General features: G+C 35.1%; 21 protein-coding genes. 5 read left to right on the top strand and 16 right to left on the bottom strand.

Going from position 1 to position 19913, the window contains the following annotated elements; translation table 11 throughout:
• Positions 1-16: 16 nt before the first annotated feature.
• From ACTDJC_RS15120 to ACTDJC_RS15100, 5 genes are all read right to left on the bottom strand, one after another.
• A complete protein-coding gene (locus tag ACTDJC_RS15120) occupies positions 17-1072 on the bottom strand; it encodes a phosphotransferase (protein ID WP_440603898.1) in 1056 nt (351 codons plus the stop codon).
• Between the two features lie 5 nt (positions 1073-1077).
• Positions 1078-2253, bottom strand: coding sequence for a carboxylate--amine ligase (locus ACTDJC_RS15115; protein WP_440603897.1), 1176 nt, complete (start codon positions 2251-2253; stop codon positions 1078-1080).
• On the bottom strand, positions 2243-3571 hold the full coding sequence (locus ACTDJC_RS15110) for a glycosyltransferase family 4 protein (RefSeq protein WP_440603896.1): 1329 nt from the start codon (positions 3569-3571) through the stop codon (positions 2243-2245). Before ACTDJC_RS15110 ends, ACTDJC_RS15115 begins: the two co-directional genes overlap by 11 nt.
• Positions 3568-4224: a PIG-L deacetylase family protein gene (locus tag ACTDJC_RS15105; protein ID WP_440603895.1), complete on the bottom strand. Its 657-nt coding sequence runs from the start codon at positions 4222-4224 to the stop codon at positions 3568-3570. Before ACTDJC_RS15105 ends, ACTDJC_RS15110 begins: the two co-directional genes overlap by 4 nt.
• A gap of 347 nt (positions 4225-4571) precedes the next feature.
• Positions 4572-5123: an AarF/UbiB family protein gene (locus tag ACTDJC_RS15100; protein ID WP_098309871.1), complete on the bottom strand. Its 552-nt coding sequence runs from the start codon at positions 5121-5123 to the stop codon at positions 4572-4574.
• 198 nt (positions 5124-5321) lie between these two features.
• On the opposite strand from ACTDJC_RS15100, the gene ACTDJC_RS15095 reads away from it, so the two are divergent.
• The gene (locus ACTDJC_RS15095) at positions 5322-5564 is read left to right on the top strand and encodes a DUF1361 domain-containing protein (protein ID WP_429719621.1); all 243 of its coding nucleotides are present in this window, start codon (positions 5322-5324) and stop codon (positions 5562-5564) included.
• Positions 5565-5741: 177 nt separating this feature from the next.
• Here the strand turns inward: ACTDJC_RS15095 and ACTDJC_RS15090 are convergent, their stop codons facing one another.
• Both ACTDJC_RS15090 and cspD read right to left on the bottom strand, forming a co-directional pair.
• On the bottom strand, positions 5742-6593 hold the full coding sequence (locus tag ACTDJC_RS15090) for an exonuclease (protein WP_440603894.1): 852 nt from the start codon (positions 6591-6593) through the stop codon (positions 5742-5744).
• Between the two features lie 137 nt (positions 6594-6730).
• Entirely contained in the window at positions 6731-6931 is a 201-nt protein-coding gene (gene cspD, locus ACTDJC_RS15085) for a cold-shock protein CspD (RefSeq protein WP_035430809.1), read from the bottom strand.
• Positions 6932-7468: 537 nt separating this feature from the next.
• On the opposite strand from cspD, the gene ACTDJC_RS15080 reads away from it, so the two are divergent.
• Positions 7469-8581 (top strand): phosphodiester glycosidase family protein, encoded by a 1113-nt coding sequence (locus ACTDJC_RS15080; RefSeq protein ID WP_440603893.1) that lies wholly within the window; start codon positions 7469-7471, stop codon positions 8579-8581.
• Between the two features lie 53 nt (positions 8582-8634).
• On the opposite strand, the gene ACTDJC_RS15075 is transcribed toward ACTDJC_RS15080, so the two are convergent.
• A complete protein-coding gene (locus ACTDJC_RS15075) occupies positions 8635-9252 on the bottom strand; it encodes an acetate uptake transporter (protein WP_098309874.1) in 618 nt (205 codons plus the stop codon).
• A gap of 161 nt (positions 9253-9413) precedes the next feature.
• The gene (locus ACTDJC_RS15070) at positions 9414-9869 is read right to left on the bottom strand and encodes a ferritin family protein (RefSeq protein WP_098309875.1); all 456 of its coding nucleotides are present in this window, start codon (positions 9867-9869) and stop codon (positions 9414-9416) included.
• Between the two features lie 187 nt (positions 9870-10056).
• Here ACTDJC_RS15070 and ACTDJC_RS15065 point away from each other — a divergent pair, with 187 nt between their 5' ends.
• On the top strand, positions 10057-10809 hold the full coding sequence (locus ACTDJC_RS15065) for a (S)-benzoin forming benzil reductase (protein WP_440603892.1): 753 nt from the start codon (positions 10057-10059) through the stop codon (positions 10807-10809).
• Positions 10810-10833: 24 nt separating this feature from the next.
• On the opposite strand, the gene ACTDJC_RS15060 is transcribed toward ACTDJC_RS15065, so the two are convergent.
• The 4 genes from ACTDJC_RS15060 to ACTDJC_RS15045 all read right to left on the bottom strand — a co-directional run bounded on the left by ACTDJC_RS15060 (position 10834) and on the right by ACTDJC_RS15045 (position 15528).
• On the bottom strand, positions 10834-11673 hold the full coding sequence (locus ACTDJC_RS15060) for a GNAT family N-acetyltransferase (RefSeq protein WP_098309877.1): 840 nt from the start codon (positions 11671-11673) through the stop codon (positions 10834-10836).
• 70 nt (positions 11674-11743) lie between these two features.
• Positions 11744-13252 carry an argininosuccinate lyase gene (gene argH / locus ACTDJC_RS15055; RefSeq protein ID WP_440603891.1) on the bottom strand — a complete coding sequence of 503 codons (1509 nt, stop codon included), beginning with the start codon at positions 13250-13252 and terminating at the stop codon, positions 11744-11746.
• A 100-nt stretch (positions 13253-13352) separates the two neighbouring features.
• A complete protein-coding gene (locus tag ACTDJC_RS15050) occupies positions 13353-14453 on the bottom strand; it encodes a serine hydrolase (protein WP_440604009.1) in 1101 nt (366 codons plus the stop codon).
• Positions 14454-14580: 127 nt separating this feature from the next.
• A complete protein-coding gene (locus ACTDJC_RS15045) occupies positions 14581-15528 on the bottom strand; it encodes a nucleoside hydrolase (protein ID WP_440603890.1) in 948 nt (315 codons plus the stop codon).
• A gap of 96 nt (positions 15529-15624) precedes the next feature.
• Here ACTDJC_RS15045 and ACTDJC_RS15040 point away from each other — a divergent pair, with 96 nt between their 5' ends.
• Both ACTDJC_RS15040 and ACTDJC_RS15035 read left to right on the top strand, forming a co-directional pair.
• On the top strand, positions 15625-15810 hold the full coding sequence (locus ACTDJC_RS15040) for a hypothetical protein (RefSeq protein WP_218007851.1): 186 nt from the start codon (positions 15625-15627) through the stop codon (positions 15808-15810).
• A gap of 138 nt (positions 15811-15948) precedes the next feature.
• The gene (locus ACTDJC_RS15035; protein WP_440603889.1) at positions 15949-16323 is read left to right on the top strand and encodes a DUF3888 domain-containing protein; all 375 of its coding nucleotides are present in this window, start codon (positions 15949-15951) and stop codon (positions 16321-16323) included.
• Between the two features lie 529 nt (positions 16324-16852).
• On the opposite strand, the gene ACTDJC_RS15030 is transcribed toward ACTDJC_RS15035, so the two are convergent.
• From ACTDJC_RS15030 to panF, 3 genes are all read right to left on the bottom strand, one after another.
• Complete coding sequence (locus ACTDJC_RS15030; protein WP_098309882.1) at positions 16853-17956, bottom strand: lactonase family protein; 1104 nt, start codon at positions 17954-17956, stop codon at positions 16853-16855.
• A 117-nt stretch (positions 17957-18073) separates the two neighbouring features.
• Positions 18074-18319 (bottom strand): hypothetical protein, encoded by a 246-nt coding sequence (locus tag ACTDJC_RS15025; RefSeq protein ID WP_255258140.1) that lies wholly within the window; start codon positions 18317-18319, stop codon positions 18074-18076.
• A 152-nt stretch (positions 18320-18471) separates the two neighbouring features.
• Positions 18472-19911 (bottom strand): sodium/pantothenate symporter, encoded by a 1440-nt coding sequence (panF, locus tag ACTDJC_RS15020; RefSeq protein WP_440603888.1) that lies wholly within the window; start codon positions 19909-19911, stop codon positions 18472-18474.
• Positions 19912-19913 lie beyond the last annotated feature (2 nt).

The following is a 19913-nucleotide window of genomic DNA, read 5'->3' as shown; positions in this document are numbered from 1 at the left end:
GAAAGTTTTATATATGTTATAAGCCTAATTCTCTTCCCCAGGCTGAAATTTTTTCAAGGTGATACGGCAATAACTCACCGCCGCGATTATCAAATATTCTTCGTAGCTGGGTATGCAGTCCTTTTTCTAATGTTCTCTGCAAATATGCCATTTTATAAAGGTCCATTGGAGCGGTTTTAAATTTAATACCCTTCTTCTTCATTTCTTTTGCATAGAATTCCACACAATGTGTACGAATTTCTTCTGCATTGCTCTGCCAATCTTTTCTAAAACCTAATAATATTTCAACTAAAACAACCATATCAAACCAGACGGGTGCATATTTAACTGACTCCCAATCAATAAATTGAATATTCCATGGTGCATTTAGTGTCACATTGTTGCTGCAAATATTTTGCATATGAAGATCACCATGCGTTATCGATGAACCATTTTTAAATAGTTCGGGGAAAAAATCCGGTCCCTTATTACATATTTTTACTAGAGATTTATAATAAGGTTTAATGATCTCCCTTAACCGGTCGTCTTTCATCGCATCATCAAGAAAATTAATCGTCTTTCCAATGTATTTTGTTCGATCATTTCTCATTTGGCTCGATTCATAAATGGGGAGCCAAGATTCCCAAACATCTTTATGCTTTTTAATCTTGTCTTCAAATGTGTGTGCGTGAAGTTTGGCAACAGTAGGGATAATGTAGTCAAAATGCTTCGGAGAGAAGGTAATCTGACCGCGTACTTGGCGTACAAATTCCATGAATATCCAAGTTTCATTTCCATTTTGTTCAATATGATATATTTTAGGAAGAAATTCTTTCAATATAGGATAAGCTCTATCATATATATTAATCTCTATTTCATTTTTGTAATCTGCTGAATTATATATTTTTAAAATGATAGGATAGTAATCAGCTTTTGTTCGAATAAATAATTTGTATATGCTACTTCTTCTTGTTGATTTTAAACACTCTATTTTATCGGAATCTATTACAACTCTCTTATCCATTGAATAAGAGAGTTTTTCTGCAATTTTTAACTTTTCAAAATGATAGGATAATGTTTTTGCCTCGTACAATGTTTTCATTCCTTTCGCTTTCGTTTCCAGGCGTTTATCAAATGAGACCATGTGCTTCTAATGAATGGCATTGGATCATCCCATGCAAACAAAGCAAACTCTTTTTTGCCTCGCAACCCTTCATAAAAATCTTTAAACGTCATTTCAGCTCTTTTTTTCTTATGGCGGAATGTTAAATAATACCGCACAAGATAGATCCATTTGACACCATCTATTTGTTTAAGTCTCGGCACTGGATTTTGCTTGGTTAAATATAAATAATACATGTAAACAAAATCGATACCGGCAGCCCCTGTCAGACTATGCGTTAACCAAAAGCGAGGGTTTATTTCAATAAACTTATAAACACCATCGCGAGGGTCCTTTTTAAACTCTGCCATAGCAATACCTTTAAGGTTAATATTTTCAAAAAAAGGTAAGCATATATCCACCAATTCTGGAACTTGTTTACTAACGATGTGAGCTCCTGTTCCAAATTCAGCTGGAAATTGATGATTTTTTTGTAAAGAAAATAACGCTAGTAACTCCATGTTGTCGTCATAAAATGTGGCAACTTTATAAAAACATTGATTGTCGCCAGGAATGAGTTCCTGAAGGATGAGTTTTCCATGCTGTCGATACAATTTATACTCATTTCTAAGTTGGTCTGGATTCTGTATGAGAATGGCCTTTTGATTTATCTTTTTTCGAAACTCATGCCCCAAAACCGGCTTTAATATACATGGGAAGTCGAGGCTCAATATTGCTTCTTCCAATTGTTCTTGCTTCTTAATCACATACGTTTTAGGACATGGAATATTATGTTTGACTGCCAGTTCATACATTTTATGTTTATTCAGTGTTTCTTCAATCAACGAATGTTCAGGGAACAAAAATAAATAGTAGTTAGACAGTTCCATTCGATATTTTGAAATGAATACCACATAATCATCCGCACCTGTATACAAAATGGGTTTCAATTTAAATTCTTTAGCCAAGTTGATTAGAAAAGTGAGTAATTCCTTTTCTTCAGATAAAGGGCTTGGGCATACTCCACATGAAGCGAGGCGTGATTTTCCTATTTTATAAGGTTTCTCTACATCAAATGCATAAACCTTGATTCCTTTTCTCGCTAAGCTTCTAATAATTCCAATTCCATTAGCGCTTAAATCTAGTACAACCGCTGCATGTTCATGATTCATAGAGTTCTTCCTCACCTAAATACTTTTTGTAGATTTTTTCGATATTTGCTGCCATTGTCTCTCTAGTTAAATGCTTCTTAGCGAACTCTCTTGCATTTTTACCCAACTGCTCTCGAGCTTTTTGATTTTCAATGGCGAATTTTAATGCGCGTGCCAGTTTATTTGTATCTCCTGCATCAACAAGGATACCTGTCTTAGAGTGGTTAATCAGTTCAGGTATACCTCCTAATGGTGTGGAAATGACACAAACCCCACTATGCATAGCCTCAATAATAGAAATAGGCAGGCTGTCATTTAAAGTTGGAAGTACAAAAATATCAGTTTTACTTAAAATGTCTGGCACATCATCTCTTGCCCCTAAAAACTCCACCATGGAAAGATTCAAATCATCGACTTGTTCTTCTAACTTGTCTCTCATCTCACCATCTCCGACAATGAGCACTTTAACGTTGTCAGTATATTTGCTTCCCATTTGTGAAAGAGCGTCAAGTAATACATTATGGCCTTTTCTTGGGCCTAATCTAGCGACACATGTAATAACGAGTTTCTTATGCGCTGATGTATTTTTTGTATGATACTTATCAGGATAATCAATGCCAGTCAACACAGTTGTCATGTTCTCTCGCTTTGCCCCCAACTGCATTAATGGACGCCGAAATGAATCACTGAGAATAATAAGGTGATTGGCAAATTCAATAGCCTTTTTTTCTAATACTGTATAATAGACTTCTTCCAGCGAACCTTTTTGAAATATGCCAAACCTCAGCCGGTTAAAAGTATACATTCCATGGGGGGTAAATAATAATTTTTTCCCATAGTACTCGTTAATTCTTCCTAATATATTAGCTGTAAACAAATCTTGCGCATGGAGGATATCATATTTTTTAAAGTTAATATTATCAAGTAACATTTTTTCATAGATATACATATTTCTTTGATTTCTAACAATTGTGCTATTATAATTTTCATAACGTGTGTTAAAAAAATTTTTTAATTCGGGAACAACCGATTCACGCATCTTTTCTACTCGGCTTTTAGAAAATTGATTAGGAGAGATAATGTCGACGTGATGTCCCTGTTGTCTTAAACCTTCACTAAGTGCCGTAATATAATTAGATAATCCTCCAGTATGAGGATAGTCCCAAAACGTAGCAATTAATATAGAAAGATTTTTCTTTTTAGACCTCTTCGACTCTGTATTTGTATAACGTTCTTGCTTTGTACTCTTCTTTTTTTGTGTTGAAAATGATCGAATTCCAAAATATTTATCCAATGATTTGATTACATAGGGATACGGAAACTCAAGTTTCATTTTCATTCCCAGACCCTCCTTACTACTTCGAACGCTTCGGCGTATGGTACACCAATCGTCATTCCCCTAACTCTTCCTAAATATTGAATTCCTTCGTATGAACGAGGATGAGGAAAATCTCTCATTTCTACATCGTAATGCTTGAGTGCCGCAATCTTTGAATCCATTTGATTTGTAATGTTGACAAAATAATTAGGTTTGAAAGATTTATCATTCGTGTGGATATTCCACTCACTAGAGGAAACGGTTTCAAATGTAATTAATTCTATCGGTTGTTGGTTTGGTAGAGGTCGAGTCGCAGTTAAAACCGCTTGAAAAGTAATATGATGGTCAATATTGAGATCTCCATAATGATGGGTGAAGATTTTGTTCGGTTTATAAATCTGTATTAAGTGTTCTATTTCTTTCGTTAATTGATGCAGTGGAATTAATTCCAATTCTAAATTAGCATTCTGGAGGAATATCACTTCTTCAATACCTATCGCCTTATTTGCACACCGACCTAGGTGCTGTATGTGATGAGCTTCCTCTTTTCTTCCTAGAGCAGTAATAATTGAAATTACCTGATGTCCTTCATCTACTAATCTTTTTAAAGTTCCGCCAGATCCTAATAACTCATCGTCAGGATGTGCGCCAATGACTAAAATACACTCTTTCATTAGTATTCTCACTCCTTGTACTTCTTAATTTATGATTAATACCGCAAAAAGAAACCGTCATTAGCGGAAAACCCGCTTTTATTTATTACTAACAAGCAATATTCAAGCCTTATAATCTATTGAGATTTATATGCTTCTGCCTTATATGATAAAGAAAATTTCCCATCACTGAAGGTTCCTTTAATCCTCGCTGATGGAAAACTCTTGCCAACCAAGCACATATTAGTAATTATTCCCCGTACCTATCCTTTAATGGCATTCTTACCAACTGAAAATTCTGAAAAACAAAAACATAGCGGTGGTTTTAATATTCAAAAACAATAATATATCATCCAAGACACTTCGTTTTACTGATAATCCCTCAATTTATTATAAATCGATGGCCGTATATTCCTCACATGCTTTAAAAAATCCTGTGCTAGTCCAATTTTTTTAAACCCCTCTAATAACTTAGTAGGAACCTTACTATTTGAAGTAAAAGCTCTCTTATGGTCAATGACCTTTAACTGACCTTCTTCATTTATTAAAACATGTCTCACTTCCGTGTCCCATCTAGTAAATCCTAGGTTTTTTAATTCATTTAACATTATTAATATTTTTCTGGCTAATTCTTCTGTGATTTTTTTTTCTTTTTTCAAGTGACGTGCAAGTGAAATTCCATGTATATACTCCATAACAATATAATTTTCTCCATATTCATAAAGTCGTGGAATAATAGGTGATGATTGTCCAATTACCAAAGCTTTCAACTCTTTTTTTTGAGTTTCTTCCAGAAAAAATATTTTCACGCATTTATCATTGGTTAATTGATATACTTCCCCATCCTTCCCATCCCCAATGAGCTTATATTTTTCCACATCACGTCTACTTACTCTTCTTTTGTTAAAGTATGCTTTCATTTTATTGTCCCTTCATTAAGATTTCGTAAATTTATATATCATCTCACATTCTATGATTCATCACTTACATATGTAACCTAGACCAATATATTATTTTTATAAATTGATTCCATTCATATATTCTTTTAGTAGATATTATTTTAAAATACATGAAAAAATAATATAGCAAAAATTAAAAAGGTCATTCATTTTAAATAAATAGGAAGATTTCTTCGCTTTCACTCCATTCATTTATTTACTGGGCCATTTTCATTATTTATTCAATTGCTGCGTTCATTGAATGGAGATTTTCTACAGTTCATAGTATGGATGAGTATTTTACAGCTTATCATTTGTGGGTTATTCTTAGATTCAAGAAGGAGCAACTTTTCATTATCGAAGATAACAATAGGAGTTGTTATCTTCACAAATTTACATTTCTATCCTTTTGTATCGATATGAAAAATCTGTATGATGGGGATGTATTAGGTTTTTCTTGTCCTTTGGTCTTAATGTGCATGTTTATCTCGCATTAACGGAGGGAAAAATTCCTTCTATAGCAAATCATAATGCCATTTCTTTTACCGTCGCCTTCACGGGAATACTATCCCAGAATTCCCGCTCTTCTTATAAATTCTATTATGTTTTATTCCCTTGATTATTATTATTCATTGCAGCCAATACTTGAAGTTGCTGTTTAGCTTTCTTCAAAGCAGTATTGAAGTAATTTTGTAACAGTAGTAAGGTCGTACGATTGAAATGATATTGATCAGATACATTCTCCCATGTCTTACTATTTATGAATGTATCCCATGTCAAGTGAGAATTTCCGTTTTTCTTTACCTCTTTAAATACCCATCTTTTCATTTTCTTTTTACCCTTATCAGTTAAAGAGCCATTTTTTACGAGTATGAGTTCCACATTTCTCTTGTATCGTTTATGAATATCCTTTTGCTTAGCCGCTGTGAGAAATATATTCGCGGTGTTCTTGGCATCCGAGAAGGCACGGTGCTGTTTTCCTTCCCATTCTAAAGCCAATTGTGCCACTGCAAGTTTCAAACTTGGTGGATTTAGGAATAATTCTTTATATGCATGAAATACAAATCTCTGTAAATCAAATCTTCTTTCCTTCCCAAGATCAAGGCATTCCACATTGTATCGTACACAATCTTCCGTTAGAAATCCGTAATCTTCTTTCCCCCACGTTACAAACATATAATCTTCTCCAACAAACTCACGAAATCTCTCAATTACCTTAGGAAATTTTTCTACACCTTTTACATCTTGCTTTGTAATTCCTGTTAATTTTGTTGTATGACGAGATATAGATGCCGATGGTTTCACTAACGAAGAGAAAAACTCGATAATGCTCATTGTACTTGCTTCAATCTTAATAGCTCCAATATCAACAATTTCCGTTGGAGCATCTGATTGGTAAGGTCTAAAATTCCGCTCAATATCAAATACAATATAATATTTTGGTTCATACATACTACATACCTCTTCCTTATCTCTTCTTAACATTATATCCCCAATCTCTAATATGTATTAACAATACAATATCGCAAATATTCTCTATTTTAGGGTACTAAAAAAAGAGAAGGGGATTCCCTTCTCTTTCATTTCGATTACTTTTTAGTTACGTTAGTAGCTTGTGGTCCACGGTTACCTTGTTCAACTTCGAAAGTAACTTCTTGACCTTCTTCTAAAGTCTTGAAGCCGTCGCCTTGGATAGCTGAGAAGTGAACGAATACGTCTTCTCCACCTTCAACTTCGATGAAACCGAAACCTTTGTCAGCGTTAAACCATTTTACTTTACCGTTTTGCATGAAAAAATCCTCCTAAAATATGTACATTCATGTACATGTCCATTTTCAACCACTTTACAAATAATAATTAGACATTAAAAAACTGCAACCCAGAGAAGATTTAACATTGCTATCCCCTCTTAAGTTACAGCTTATTTAAATCTCTATGGTATTAAAAGTAAAATGGTTTAATATCACTATACACCTTTATTAGAATAAAAGCAAATGTTTATTTCATGTTTTTTCGTAACTTCATCAATTGGCTGGTTTAATACCTTTCACTTCTTTATTTTTTCTATTGAATTATCTTACATGTCTTTGTTCCTGTTCTCCCACCACATAATGCTCATTCTTGTTATTAATGTGCCAGCCGCTCACTATTTTTTCATTCAGTCGCTATTAATCTGACCGTTTTTATCGTAATTTAACGATATACATTCATATTTACCTCTTGTCAAATTATTCATATCATTCTATTGTAAATAAACAAATCAAATAAAAAAACGAATTTCTCATACAAAAAACTAAAGAATGAATTATATAAGAGGAGTTTTCAGAATGAAAAAATATCTAACAAAAGTGATTAAGGTATCTTCCATTTTATTACTTATTTCCATTTTAATTGGTGCTGGTATTTTGTTTGGTACTCCGTATGGACATAAATTGCGTGTAATTGCTGCGGAAAGTATTCTAACTTCGCAACACCGCGATTTAGCAAAATTTACCTTTTTATCACAACAAGAACTGGATGATATTTCAAATTCCATTAATAATCCAAAGTGGAAAAACAGCCAATCTCTTGGCTTTCAGAAACTTTCAAAACAGCAATTAGAAGCGAAAAAACATATGCCGCTTCATATAAAAATCGAAACCATTCAAAAAAAATACGCGGATCATTATTTTGAAGGCAAGCTCATGACAATTAGCAATCCTCTTAATGTAAAACTTGTAACACAGCAAGGTACACAAGGTAGCGATGTTGGTGAAAAAATTTACGTGATGGCGAAGCGAAATCACGCAATTACTGCAGTAAATGCAAGTGGATTTTCAGATGAAACGGGACATGGGGGCGGAAAAGAGGGGCTAGGCATTGTTATCGAGAACGGACAAGTCATCCATACACCAAAAGATATAAATTCACCGACTATTATTACCGGCTTAACAAAATATGGACAAATGGTAACAGGTGATTACTCTGCACAGCAATTGCTGAATAAAAATGTTGTTTCTGCAGCTGGTTTTATGCCCCAACTTATCGTAAATGGCGAAAAAATGCTTACAAATGATGGAGGCTGGGGATATGGTCCACGAAGCATTATGGCTCAAAAAAAAGATGGCTCAATTATGTTTCTTATCGTAGATGGTAGACAACCTCACAGCATTGGCGCTTCTTTAAAAGATTGTCAGGATCTTTTATATGACGAGGGCGCTGAAAACGCGATGGCTATGGATGGTGGTTCTTCTGCAACTATGTATGCCTTAGGAGATATATTAAACATCCCTTCCACTTTATCTCATAAGTCTCGTTATCTTCCGAACTGCTGGGTTGTAACTGCCAATAACAATCAAAAAGTGGATGTAACAATTGATGGTCACGTAGCTGAAGCTTCAAAGATTGCGGAAGTTACAGGAACATCCGCTGTTGCTTCTAACGAAACAAAAAGCAGTTAAGTATCTTACAGATACTTAACTGCTTTTTTCTGTTTCATTCATGCTGCTATGTTTTATTTTTTGAAGATACCAAATGGCTTACCAACAGGTAATACAACTTTTCCGAAGTGCGTATTTAATACTGCAGCTGCTGATCCATAGAATGAAAGCAGTGAAATAAGCATTTCAGAAATTGCTGCTAATTTATGCATCGCATGTGGCATAACACCTAAAGTACTAAATGAAAGACCAATAAATAAGAAATCAATAAGTACAAAAATCATAAATAATACTTTATGTGTTTCCATTGCGCCAATTGTCATAAATAAGCTGAAAATTAAGTAACCAACAAATGCTACTCCAAGTTGCTTTGGATCCACAGTTGCTGCTAATTTTTCACCAAATACTCCAAGTTGAATTAACCATGAAGTCCCAACGCCAAACCAAAACAATGCAAATCCACCAAACGCAGTTGTACCGAATGTATTGTTATGCTTTGCATCGTTAATGCATGCAAATAATTGAGCAAAACCTCCTAAAAAGATTGCCCATGGCACTACAAATGAGATGCCACTTGTTAAGCCCAGTTTTTGTGAGGACGCAACAAGTGTAACCATTGCAAGTCCAAATAAGCCAAGTGCAGACGGATCTGCTGTTGTCATTTTCACATGATGTGTAGTTTGCTTTTCCATAAAACCCTCCTGATTTAAACACATACTTGAATACAATACTGAAATCAGAAGGTACTGTCAATCTTTTTATTGATACACATAAATTATGAATTTTCATAGATGTATTTTTACGAATGCGATGGCAAGAAAAAAACTAGACAAAATTGTCTAGTATCCTTAAGTTATGATAAAGAAGATAATAAAAAACCAAAGCGCATTGCATGCTCTATTTCATCTGTCATCGCCCGAAAGAAAACATCTCGAACGGCTAAGTTTTGCGTTAATAAATAAGCATTTCGATAATCTTCATACGCTTCTAGTTCATCTTCATATGCACGTTCTAATCCTTCTTTATAAGAAGAATATTGAGTTTGCACCACTTGATACGTTGGCTGCTGTCCAGTTAGTGTTGTAAACAATTGTATAAATTGTTGTAAATGTACTTTTTCGTCTTCTAATGCGTGTAAAATATCTTTTTTATGTCTTGCATTTGGTGCTTCCTTTACAAGCCGACTATAAAAATCAATCGCAGCAGCTTCGCCTTTAATAGCTTCTAAAATAGCTTGTGATACTTGGTTATACGTTCCCTCATATACCCGATATAAATGATTATATGAGTTAGGGGTTGCATAGTACATACCTACTCCTCCTCGAAATAATACATTATTACTCTATTGTATGTAGACGCATTAATTCCGTTCAGTTTAGTTTATCCCGCATTAACGAGCAGTAAGACCCCCACTGATGGAAGCTTCACTTTATTTTCGCGTATTAAAAAAGAATATCTTATACTATTACATATATAATGAAAGGAGATTTAGATATATGCGTTATGTAATATTAACAGGAACTTCCCGAGGATTAGGTGAAGCAATTGCTACACAATTATTAGAACAAGAAACGAAACTCATCTCTATATCACGTAAACAAAACGAACAACTTATTGAACAAGCACAACCTCTTAATATTCCGTTTGATTTTTATTCGTTTGATCTACAAGAGATTCATCAAATTGAATCATTGATGGCAAGTATCTTTTCGAACATTGATGTAAAAACCGTTTCTTCTATTCACCTTATTAATAACGCCGGTATGTTAGCACCAATGAAACCAATTGAGCGTTCAGAAAGTGAGCAATTAATTGCAAATGTCCATGTAAATTTAGTAGCTCCCATGTTACTTTCTTCAGCCTTTATGAAACATACGAAAGACTGGAATATAGACAAACGTATCATTAACATCTCTTCTGGTGCTGGACAAAAACCATACTTTGGCTGGGGAGCATACTGCACCGCCAAAGCTGGTATTAATATGTTCACAAAATGTATTGCAGCAGAAGAAACCGATAAAGGATATCCTGTAAAAATTATTTCTTTTGCGCCAGGTGTTGTAGATACAGAGATGCAAACAGAAATTAGACAAACATCAAAAGAAGACTTTATTAATGTAGACCGTTTCTTAGCCTTGAAAGAAGATGACCATTTACTTTCACCAAATTATGTAGCAAAAGCCGTTATTGATTTATTAGAAACAGATAACTTTCAGCAAGGCGGCATTGTACGCATTGATGAAAATTAAAAAACTCGCTAGTAGCGAGTTTTTCTATTGTTTAGATTTTAAAAATAATAGAACTGACTCCATAATTAGTTCATAACCAATTTCTTGATAGATTTTGTTAGATGTAGGATTAGCTAGATCAGTATATAATGAGGTCGTCGCATACCCATTGTCTAACATATATTGACTGAGTGCTGATACACAGTTTAAAGCATAACCTTTTTTCCGTTCTATCTTCGGAGTATATACAAAATTAATTGTGACATTACGTTTCGTCGGTCTTGTAATAGCTGCCATCGAAACTAACTGTCCTTTCATTTCCCATCCGAACAAGCGCTGACTTTCAATTAATTCAGCAGCAGTATGCACCGCTTCTTCCCTTGTAATTGCTAAATTTACTTCTTCACAAAAACAATATATCCAATCTTCAATCAAACCTTGTTCTTTTAATTCTATTCGACGGAAAACCCCATTATTTCCGGCTCTCTTCTTTACATACTTTAACCCATATACCCCTTGCTTCATTTTGATTTGAATCGATTTATTTTGAAAATCCGCAAGTTGTTCTGCTAAACACTCTACCATCTGTTTTTCTCCAATTAATCCGGGCACATCAGGATATGCAATCGCTAGTTGTTGTGCAATTTCTCTTATATCATCCTTTTCTAAAGGCGCAGACTTTGCTACAATGGCTTGCTGATGATGCGTTTGAAGCATAACGAATACAAGCTCTCCCTCTTTTGTAGCCGTTGCCATAAATAAGGGAAGCTGCGAGGACCGTAACACACCTAATATTAAATTATTCTCTTGCTCATACGTTTCTAAAAAAGGTAGAATATCATTTTTAAATTGTACAAAATTCGTATATACATTTAGTCGTATCACTATAATCTCTTCTTTCTTTCGAAATATATAGTGATATATTAGCGATTTATAAGTTAAATCCTTCTTTATTTTATGAATGAATGATAGTTGCAACAAGTTTATTGACTTGTTTTTCAGCTTCAGCAAGTTGTTCCTTCACATTCTCTAGCCGCTCTTCCTGCTTTGAAACATTTTCTTTTCTCTCTTTAATCATTCGCTGCATTTGCTGCAGGCTCGGTCCACCGTATACATTTCGCTTTGCAACAAACGAATGCGGTGAAATTATTTCACTCCACTCCTCTTTTGTTAATACAACCTGTAATTCCTTTTGTAAATACATATTAATGTCGACAATATTTAGTTCGTGTAAATCTTTTTTCTGTTCTTCTGAAAGTTTAGCTATATAGCTTGCTGTATAATGAGCACGGCGAAATGGAACATCATACTGCCGAGTTAATGTATCAGCTAATTCAGTTATCGTAATTGCATGCTTTTTTGCACGACTTTGTAATATTTCCTTTTCAACTGTCATCGTACGCACTACTGCATTCATTACACAAATAACTCGAAGCGCTTTCTCAAATCCTTCATATAAATGGGGCTGTAAATCATCTTCTGTATCGACAATATCTCCAAACGGTGTATTATGAATCATTTGAAAAACAGTAAATGCTTCTCCCCAAGCGCTACTCGCAAGAGACCTTGCATGTTCAATTGATACTGGATTGCGTTTTTGCGGCATAATACTACTAATTTGCACATAGGGATTTGCAATTGTAATACCGTTGTACTCTTTCGTAGCTAATAATAAAAAGTCTTGAAGCCATCTACTTATATTTGTCATCATTATCATAAGCGCGCCGCTTGTTTCTAATAAATAATCTGTACTTGCAATCGCGTCGTATGAATTTTCAATTACCTTCGAAAAACCAAGAAGATCCGCAACGCGCTTTCGATTAATTGGAAAACTAGTTGTAGCAAGCGCCGCTGCTCCTAAAGGAGATTGATTTACAATATGATAAGCGTTCCATAATCGCTCCGCATCACGTTGCATCACATCATAAATAGCAAGCAGATAATGACCAAATGTTGTTGGCTGCGCTGGTTGTGTATGTGTATATGCTGGCATAATCGTTTCCATGTGCTCCTCAGCTCGCTCTAGAATACTCTCTTGCAGTAGCATAAAATGCTCGATGTATTGTAGGAGATAACGTCGTAAGCTCATACGATACATCGCCACCCCCATATCATTTCGGCTTCGCCCAATGTGCATATTGCTAACAATATCACTGTCTGCTTCTTGTTGAATCAGATGCTCAACTAAAAAAAAGAGATCTTCATACTCTTTGCTGTATACTAGCTCGTCTAATGGGACAGTTTTTACTTTTTCTACCGCCGCTACAATCTGCTTAGCATTTTGTTTTTGTAGCAAACCTTCCTCCTGCAACATAATGACATGTGCATGGTGAATACGAAACATGTCATCCAATAAATAATTCCGCTGAAAACAGAATATATGTTGTAATATATAATCAGCATATGTTCTCCCTGGAAAGACTACACCTTCTCGCTGTAAAAACTCCTCGCTTCCCTCCCGCATTTCAAATAGCTCCTCTCGCTTATTGATTATTAATCATCATACCCAGCTACTAAAAAAATGTGTTTATCCAAAGAAAAAAACCGATGCATACACATCGGTTTTACTTAATAACAGTTGCTTTATATTTATCACTTTGCAATATTTGAAAATGCAAATTAAGTAAATGTTTACGTAATTCAGCACTGTCTTCCTCATTTACATTATTCGCCAAAAAGACAATTTCTGTGCAGTTTCCATGTTTGTCTGTTGCATATACAGCTTTAGACAAAGACCATGGTGTATACCCATTTTTTTGACCTGCATGTCGAAAATGTTGACGATACTTTTTCCCTTGCATATCTGATTCCACAAGTTGTGACCATTCTTTTTCTTCCTCTTTTGTGAAACCTTTTTGATGGTTTGCTTTCTCTAATAAAATCATATAGTCATTTGCAGAAGCAGCCGGGAGTCTATCTGACCAAATTTTGTCGTACTTTTCTCCCAAGAAAAGCGGAATTTCATTTTGCAGCTGCAGACCTTTTTGTTTTAAACGCTCATGTATTAACATCGCATAACGACAATATTCTTCTTGCGGCATCGTTCTTAACGTATGCGCTAATTGTTGCTTTGGAACATGTAATTCTTTGTATAAATAGCCTGGAATATATAAAGATGAAACAATTGGGAATAATGGCTGGTGTGATGGTAATCCTAATTTATTTATATTTTCATTAATATTCTCTATACCAAGGCGCTCCATTAAATATTCTGTATTTGCATTTGAGCTAAATTTCATCATTCCCCTTGCTACTTGTTCTAACGTAACTGCATTTTCTTCAATAAGTCCTTTTTTCATTAAAACATTTTGCCATCTCTCATGAGCACCGCCATCCGTCTTTGGAACGTAATAACGATTAATATCGTCCATCGACACAAGCTCATTTGGATCAATTTTCCCTTCCCCTACTTGTTTTGTAAACTCCAACGCTACAATGAGCTTCATCGTACTCGCTACAGGTAATACAACATTAGGGTTTATAGAATATACCAATTTATCATTTCGTTTCACTAGCAATGCGCTGTTTTTTTGATCTTTATTTTCTTCTACAAATGACGCAACATATTGTGCATCATCATAGTTTGAACTCCATACTTTTTTCACAAAAAAATTACCTGAGATAATAAATACGAATAAACAAAGTATTGCTATACATAATCCTATTTTCCTCAAATGGAATTCCTCTCCTAAACTTTGTCTTGTAATCTATTATATATAATTCATTCGCAAAACAATAGAGGCGATCTATGAAAAGATCGCCTCTATTGTAACTTGTAAACTTGCATACTGTCTACGTCATAACCCGAATAAAATCTTCAAGAAATTTTTTATAATGTAACTTCCAGCCAATCCTCACCCATTTTTTCATCGCTTCTGCCCTTGGCTGTGGTCTAAAGTCGGCAATACTTTCACCTTTTGCAAGACCATCAATATCAACTTGAACACGACGATATACATATTCTATCAAGGAAGGATTAACAACAGCCATCATTGTTACAACATCATGAATTGGACTTCCAGCTATGTTCGGATTTAATTTTTTATAGGCTTTATAGTAATAATTAAAAATTGGTTCGATTAATTTATTAAAATTTATTTTTGTATTCTTTGTAATATATGTAACAGTATCAGGAGTAATGACTGCTCCATTTGTTACGTTCAGCGGAATTAATGAAACGTTCTCAGCATATTGCATTACTAAATTTGAAGCAATCGCATCTCCGTGAAAATTTGCTTCTGCAACAGGGGTAACATTTCCTGGAACAAGAAATGCCCCACCCATTATGTAATACTCTTTTACGCTTTTCATCAATTCTTTCTCTAAAATAAAAGCCGTTGCTAAGCTTGTCGAACGGCCCGCATCAACAATAATAAGCTCTCCTTTATATCTTTTAATAATCTCAAATATCTCACAAAACGGTTTCACATTCGCTTTAATCGTTTCAGGTGGACGAATAGGACCTAAGCCTTCTGGTCCATGTATTTCTGGATAGTATGTTATAAATTCTCCTGATAAAGGAATTTTTGCCCCATTAATAATTGGAATATCTTCTCTTCCAGCTATTTGCAATAAATAAGCCGCATTACTCGTCGCCTGCTCCTGAGTAACATTTCCATATCCTGTTACAACACCAACAATATCAATATCAGGATGTAATAACCCATACATGATTGCTAATGAATCATCAATACCAGGATCTCCGAGAAACAGCACTTTTTTCAAGGCGTTCAACTCCATCCTATCAATTGCTATTACTATATGACTGAAAAAAAGTGTACAGAAGTAAAATATAAACGATTTTTTATCCCATACGAAAAAGGGCATGAACAAAATATGATTTTTTTAACAAAATTTATTTTAGTAGCAGGTTATAACAACGTTGGACATATTATGCCAGACGATTATTTTTCCCAAAAACTATTTCATGAAAAAGAACGTGAGATGGACGATAACTACAAAGTTGCCATCATTGCATTAAGATGTTGGAAGGCGAAAACAAGCAGTTGCGAGAACAATTAAAGGTGGGTTACGCAGACGTTTATAGGCACATATAATATAAAGTGCCAAATGTTATTTTAGTGTTATTTCTTCAACTAACACATATTATTTTATCAAGTGGAAAGGCTACCTGATGAAATAAGGAGGTAGCCTAATAGTATGAAATACAGTTTCATCGCCTTTATGATAACATCGTCAGTTTTGGGATTAATCTTACCGAATCAAGGAAGCACTGAAACCGAGAAAATCAGTGTCGGAGAAAAACATACTGATTTTTATGATGCTTTTTTAGTATTGTTAGACCCTTATGCCAGAGAAGCGATTAATAAAAAATTCCCAAATCGTAGTTATGGATTATGGAATGCAGAAATATTAGAGGTTACACGAAGAAAAGGTGGATTTTCTCAATTTGATTTTATAGTGAAAGTTAAATACGACACTTATACAGGTCCACATAATCCACCAGAAGGTCCTGTTACTATAACTTTTGATGTAAATATTGAAGGAATTACTGTAACTGAAATCAAAGGTTAATTTCTGAGTTTATTATTCAATGTAGTGTAGTGTTTGCAAAATAAACTATAATCATTAAAATACCAATAATTCCTGATTTCGATCAAAAAGCAGGTTTTTTTGGAATTTTAATGGATTTAGGGAAATGAATAACCTATTGTTGCTTATTCAAGAAAGGCCCCCGTTTGATTAAGTACAATTATTTACATTCTTGTTTTTATATAAAAGCTGTAAAAGTAACTTACTTTCTTACATTAGTACCCAAATGAAAAAAGGATAATACCTAATCATAGTATTCTTGTTTGTTACTTTCCAACCTGCCCCATTAGCACAAAAAAAAGCTGTCAATTGATAGCTTTGATTTACAACTATGCACTAATTTTTTATTTTTTTTGAGTTTTAATTGTGAAAAATACACCAGTAACTTGATGATGTAGGTCTCTCTCTTCCATATCGTCTTATTTTCTGCCTCCTTCGTCTATTTGATAACTACCGTCCAAAAAATCATCCTTTATTTTCTATTCCACCAAATATAGTGAATCCAATAGAATCAAAGAACAGCTAAACCTTGCGATCCGAAATAAGGAAAGTTAGTCCAAGCAGCAACCTGCAATCTAACAAGACTACCATCATCTTGGATATGAAATACTGAGACTGTACCCTGATTCCCGTTCAGTGTGTAAAAATGGCGGCCATCTTTACTCACTCCAGCATCTATCGGCAGACCTGTAGCTGTACCTGCTGGTGTACTGGTAATATGCCTTACCACCGACAGTGCTCCATTGGGATCGATTCGGTAGGTGGAAATGGTGCCGCTTAAGGTGTTGGTAGTGTATGCAAAACGTTCATCCCTCGTTGTTACAACCCAACAAGCGGTCTTATATCCGTTTGGTACAGAGCCGCTGATCACATGAAGGATACCATCGTTAGTCAATGAATAAGAGGACAGCGCATTTGAAACTGCTTCTGTAACTAAGAGGATTCCAGACGATAGAAAATAGGCTCCCAATGGTCCTTGACCATAAGAATCATTAACGATTGGTCCTGTAATCGTACCATTTTTATTTACATGGAATATACTAAGATGGTTTGATGTAAGCTCGGAGACAAGAATTTTACTGCCATCTGGAGTGAAGAGAACCTGCGCCGGCTGAGCATTGAAGGTACTAAGAGAATGGCTTGATCCGGGAATAGGAGTAAGGCGTCCGTTATCATCTATACGAAAACCAGTGATATTGGATGCAAAATTGTTAGCGGCATTACCTACATTGGAAACATAGAGAAGATTACCAAATACAGCTACGCTATTGGGCTGAGCACCTCCTGATGGCTTCACATCCACGAGAACGGGTGCTCCGCTGTCGGTGATGATGAAACTACTAATACTATTGCTGCCTGCGTTAACTGCAAGTAGGAAACGTCCATCACGGGACAGAGTCAGGGAACCTTGTGACGCAAGGGGATCGACGCCATCGTTTGCTGTTGCAGTGGAGACTTCCTTTGTACCAGTACCTCTGCCATAAGTCGGGTAGGAACCCACAAAGGTGAGCATACCATTCATGTCCCTGTAAAAGGCAATGATTTGATTCATTACTTCATTATTGGTCATAATATAAACCATACTCACACGAAAATTTTTATTCATTATCTGCATTTTATGACTCTCCTCCTTTCATAACTTTATATGGTTCTTTTGCCATTTCAATTCCCAGAATTGATGTACATCGGTTTAAAAGATAGGTGAATTTTCATCTCCCACTAACCTGCTCCGTTAGTTCAATAACACAGGTTCTTGTTTTCCTTCTAATTTATATGCTTCATCCCACTCTATTCCACAAGCAGCAGCATATAATTGAGGATCGTATTTCTGACCACTTTTAAAAAGTGTATAAAATAAATTTGCAATTCTAAAACAAAGATGACCAATTTCCTGTTTCTTTATCATTCCTTCTTCTACTTTACGATCATGGTATGCTTTAAAGACAGTAGGCTTACGTTTCCCATTTGCTGACATCATCTCTTTAAGGACTACAGAAACTAACGGGTGCTTTAATTTAATAAAAAGGACAATACATATTAGTTATATAAAATATGTATTGTCCTTTATTTATCGTTTTGTTAATTTAGGTCTTGATAAGACACAACTCTTGCTCTTTTTATGTAAAGATTTTAAATTTGTTGTAGCTTACGTGAAAACAACGTGCTTCCTATAATATAAGCAATAAATGCTAAACATACTGGAAATACGACTGTATGAACACCAAAAGGATTAGGGAGAAACAGATGAAATCCCATATAAGAGCCAACTCCAACAACAATAGAAGCAAGTGCCCCGGCAGCATTCCCCTTTCTCCAATACAACCCAAGCACAAGCGGCCAAATGAACGCTGCCTCTAAACCACCAAAGGAAAATAAATTTAACCAAATTAAAAAATCAGGCGGTTTAATCGCTGCAGCATAAACAAGTAATCCAACAATCGCTGTAATCCATAGCGTTCCTCTTTTTACTGTTTGAGCAGCAGCATTTTCGTTTATGTAATTTACATAAATATCTTTAATGATGGAAGAACTCACAAGCAATAACAATGCGTTAACTGTCGACATAATAGCTGCCATTGGTGCTGCTAAGAAAACACCAGCAAGCCAAGGAGGCAATACTTTCATCGCAAGCAATGGCATTACTTTATCAGGCACACTCACTCCCGGTAAAACAACACGGGCAAATACACCGGTTAAATGCATACCAATCATAATTGTACCGACGACAACAGTACCGATAATTAAAGCTTGATGCATCGCTTTTGAATTTTTATAAGACATGGCACGTACACTAATTTGCGGTAACCCTACCACTCCAACGCCAATCAAGATCCAATATGAAGACACATATACCTTTGTCAAACTCCCATCTGCTCCAAATGGCGTAATTAAATTCGAATTGATCTGTACAAGTTCTTGTATAATATTTGAAATACCACCACCTGCAATAATCGTACCAATTAAAATAATTGTCGTACCGAGCAGCATAATAAGACCCAGTATTGTATCTGAAAGCGCAACAGCACGAAATCCGCCAATCAAAACATAAACAAGTACAAAAAACGTAAAAAGAAATAAAGACGTTGTATAAGAAAGACCTGTTAACGATTCAATTAATCTTCCACCGCCAACCCACTGCGCAACAGTTGCCGAAAACAAGAAAATAATAATACATAATGCTGATAAAATAACAACAGCTTTATTGTTATATCTTCCTTTCAAGTAATCAATTAACGTAATAGCTTCCATTTTTCTTGCAGTAATCGCAAATTTCTTTCCAAGTACAGTTAGTACAATGTAACCCGTTACAACTTGAATAGCCGACAACAATACCCAGCCAAGCCCCATGTTGTATGCAATTCCAGGCCCACCGATAAAGCTACTTGCGCTACCATACGTCGCAATCATCGTCATCGCTAATAACAATCCACCAAGTTCGCGTCCGCCCAGAAAATATTCTTGCAAAAATTTGTTATGCGCGGTCGTTTGAACACGTCTCGACGCATATATACCAATCAAAAACACAACAATAAAACATAAAATCATTGGAATAATTACATACCAGTTCATTT

The organism is Bacillus sp. GB_SG_008, assembly GCF_052038115.1.
GTDB classification, from domain to species: Bacteria; Bacillota; Bacilli; order Bacillales; family Bacillaceae_G; genus Bacillus_A; species Bacillus_A rhizoplanae.
The sequence above is the reverse complement of the archived record's forward strand: the minus strand, read 5'-3'. Positions and strand labels throughout refer to the sequence as shown.

Excerpts from the sequence above, each read along its gene's own strand:
- ACTDJC_RS15115 (WP_440603897.1), bottom strand. The coding sequence starts at position 2,253 with ATGAATCATGAACATGCAGCGGTTGTACTAGATTTAAGCGCTAATGGA.
- ACTDJC_RS15110 (WP_440603896.1), bottom strand. The coding sequence starts at position 3,571 with ATGAAAATGAAACTTGAGTTTCCGTATCCCTATGTAATCAAATCATTG.
- ACTDJC_RS15105 (WP_440603895.1), bottom strand. The coding sequence starts at position 4,224 with ATGAAAGAGTGTATTTTAGTCATTGGCGCACATCCTGACGATGAGTTA.
- ACTDJC_RS15100 (WP_098309871.1), bottom strand. The coding sequence starts at position 5,123 with ATGAAAGCATACTTTAACAAAAGAAGAGTAAGTAGACGTGATGTGGAA.
- ACTDJC_RS15090 (WP_440603894.1), bottom strand. The coding sequence starts at position 6,593 with ATGTATGAACCAAAATATTATATTGTATTTGATATTGAGCGGAATTTT.
- cspD (WP_035430809.1), bottom strand. The coding sequence starts at position 6,931 with ATGCAAAACGGTAAAGTAAAATGGTTTAACGCTGACAAAGGTTTCGGT.
- ACTDJC_RS15080 (WP_440603893.1), top strand. The coding sequence starts at position 7,469 with ATGAAAAAATATCTAACAAAAGTGATTAAGGTATCTTCCATTTTATTA.
- ACTDJC_RS15075 (WP_098309874.1), bottom strand. The coding sequence starts at position 9,252 with ATGGAAAAGCAAACTACACATCATGTGAAAATGACAACAGCAGATCCG.
- ACTDJC_RS15070 (WP_098309875.1), bottom strand. The coding sequence starts at position 9,869 with ATGTACTATGCAACCCCTAACTCATATAATCATTTATATCGGGTATAT.
- ACTDJC_RS15065 (WP_440603892.1), top strand. The coding sequence starts at position 10,057 with ATGCGTTATGTAATATTAACAGGAACTTCCCGAGGATTAGGTGAAGCA.
- argH (WP_440603891.1), bottom strand. The coding sequence starts at position 13,252 with ATGCGGGAGGGAAGCGAGGAGTTTTTACAGCGAGAAGGTGTAGTCTTT.
- ACTDJC_RS15045 (WP_440603890.1), bottom strand. The coding sequence starts at position 15,528 with ATGGAGTTGAACGCCTTGAAAAAAGTGCTGTTTCTCGGAGATCCTGGT.
- ACTDJC_RS15040 (WP_218007851.1), top strand. The coding sequence starts at position 15,625 with ATGATTTTTTTAACAAAATTTATTTTAGTAGCAGGTTATAACAACGTT.
- ACTDJC_RS15035 (WP_440603889.1), top strand. The coding sequence starts at position 15,949 with ATGAAATACAGTTTCATCGCCTTTATGATAACATCGTCAGTTTTGGGA.
- ACTDJC_RS15030 (WP_098309882.1), bottom strand. The coding sequence starts at position 17,956 with ATGCAGATAATGAATAAAAATTTTCGTGTGAGTATGGTTTATATTATG.
- ACTDJC_RS15025 (WP_255258140.1), bottom strand. The coding sequence starts at position 18,319 with ATGATGTCAGCAAATGGGAAACGTAAGCCTACTGTCTTTAAAGCATAC.
- panF (WP_440603888.1), bottom strand. The coding sequence starts at position 19,911 with ATGAACTGGTATGTAATTATTCCAATGATTTTATGTTTTATTGTTGTG.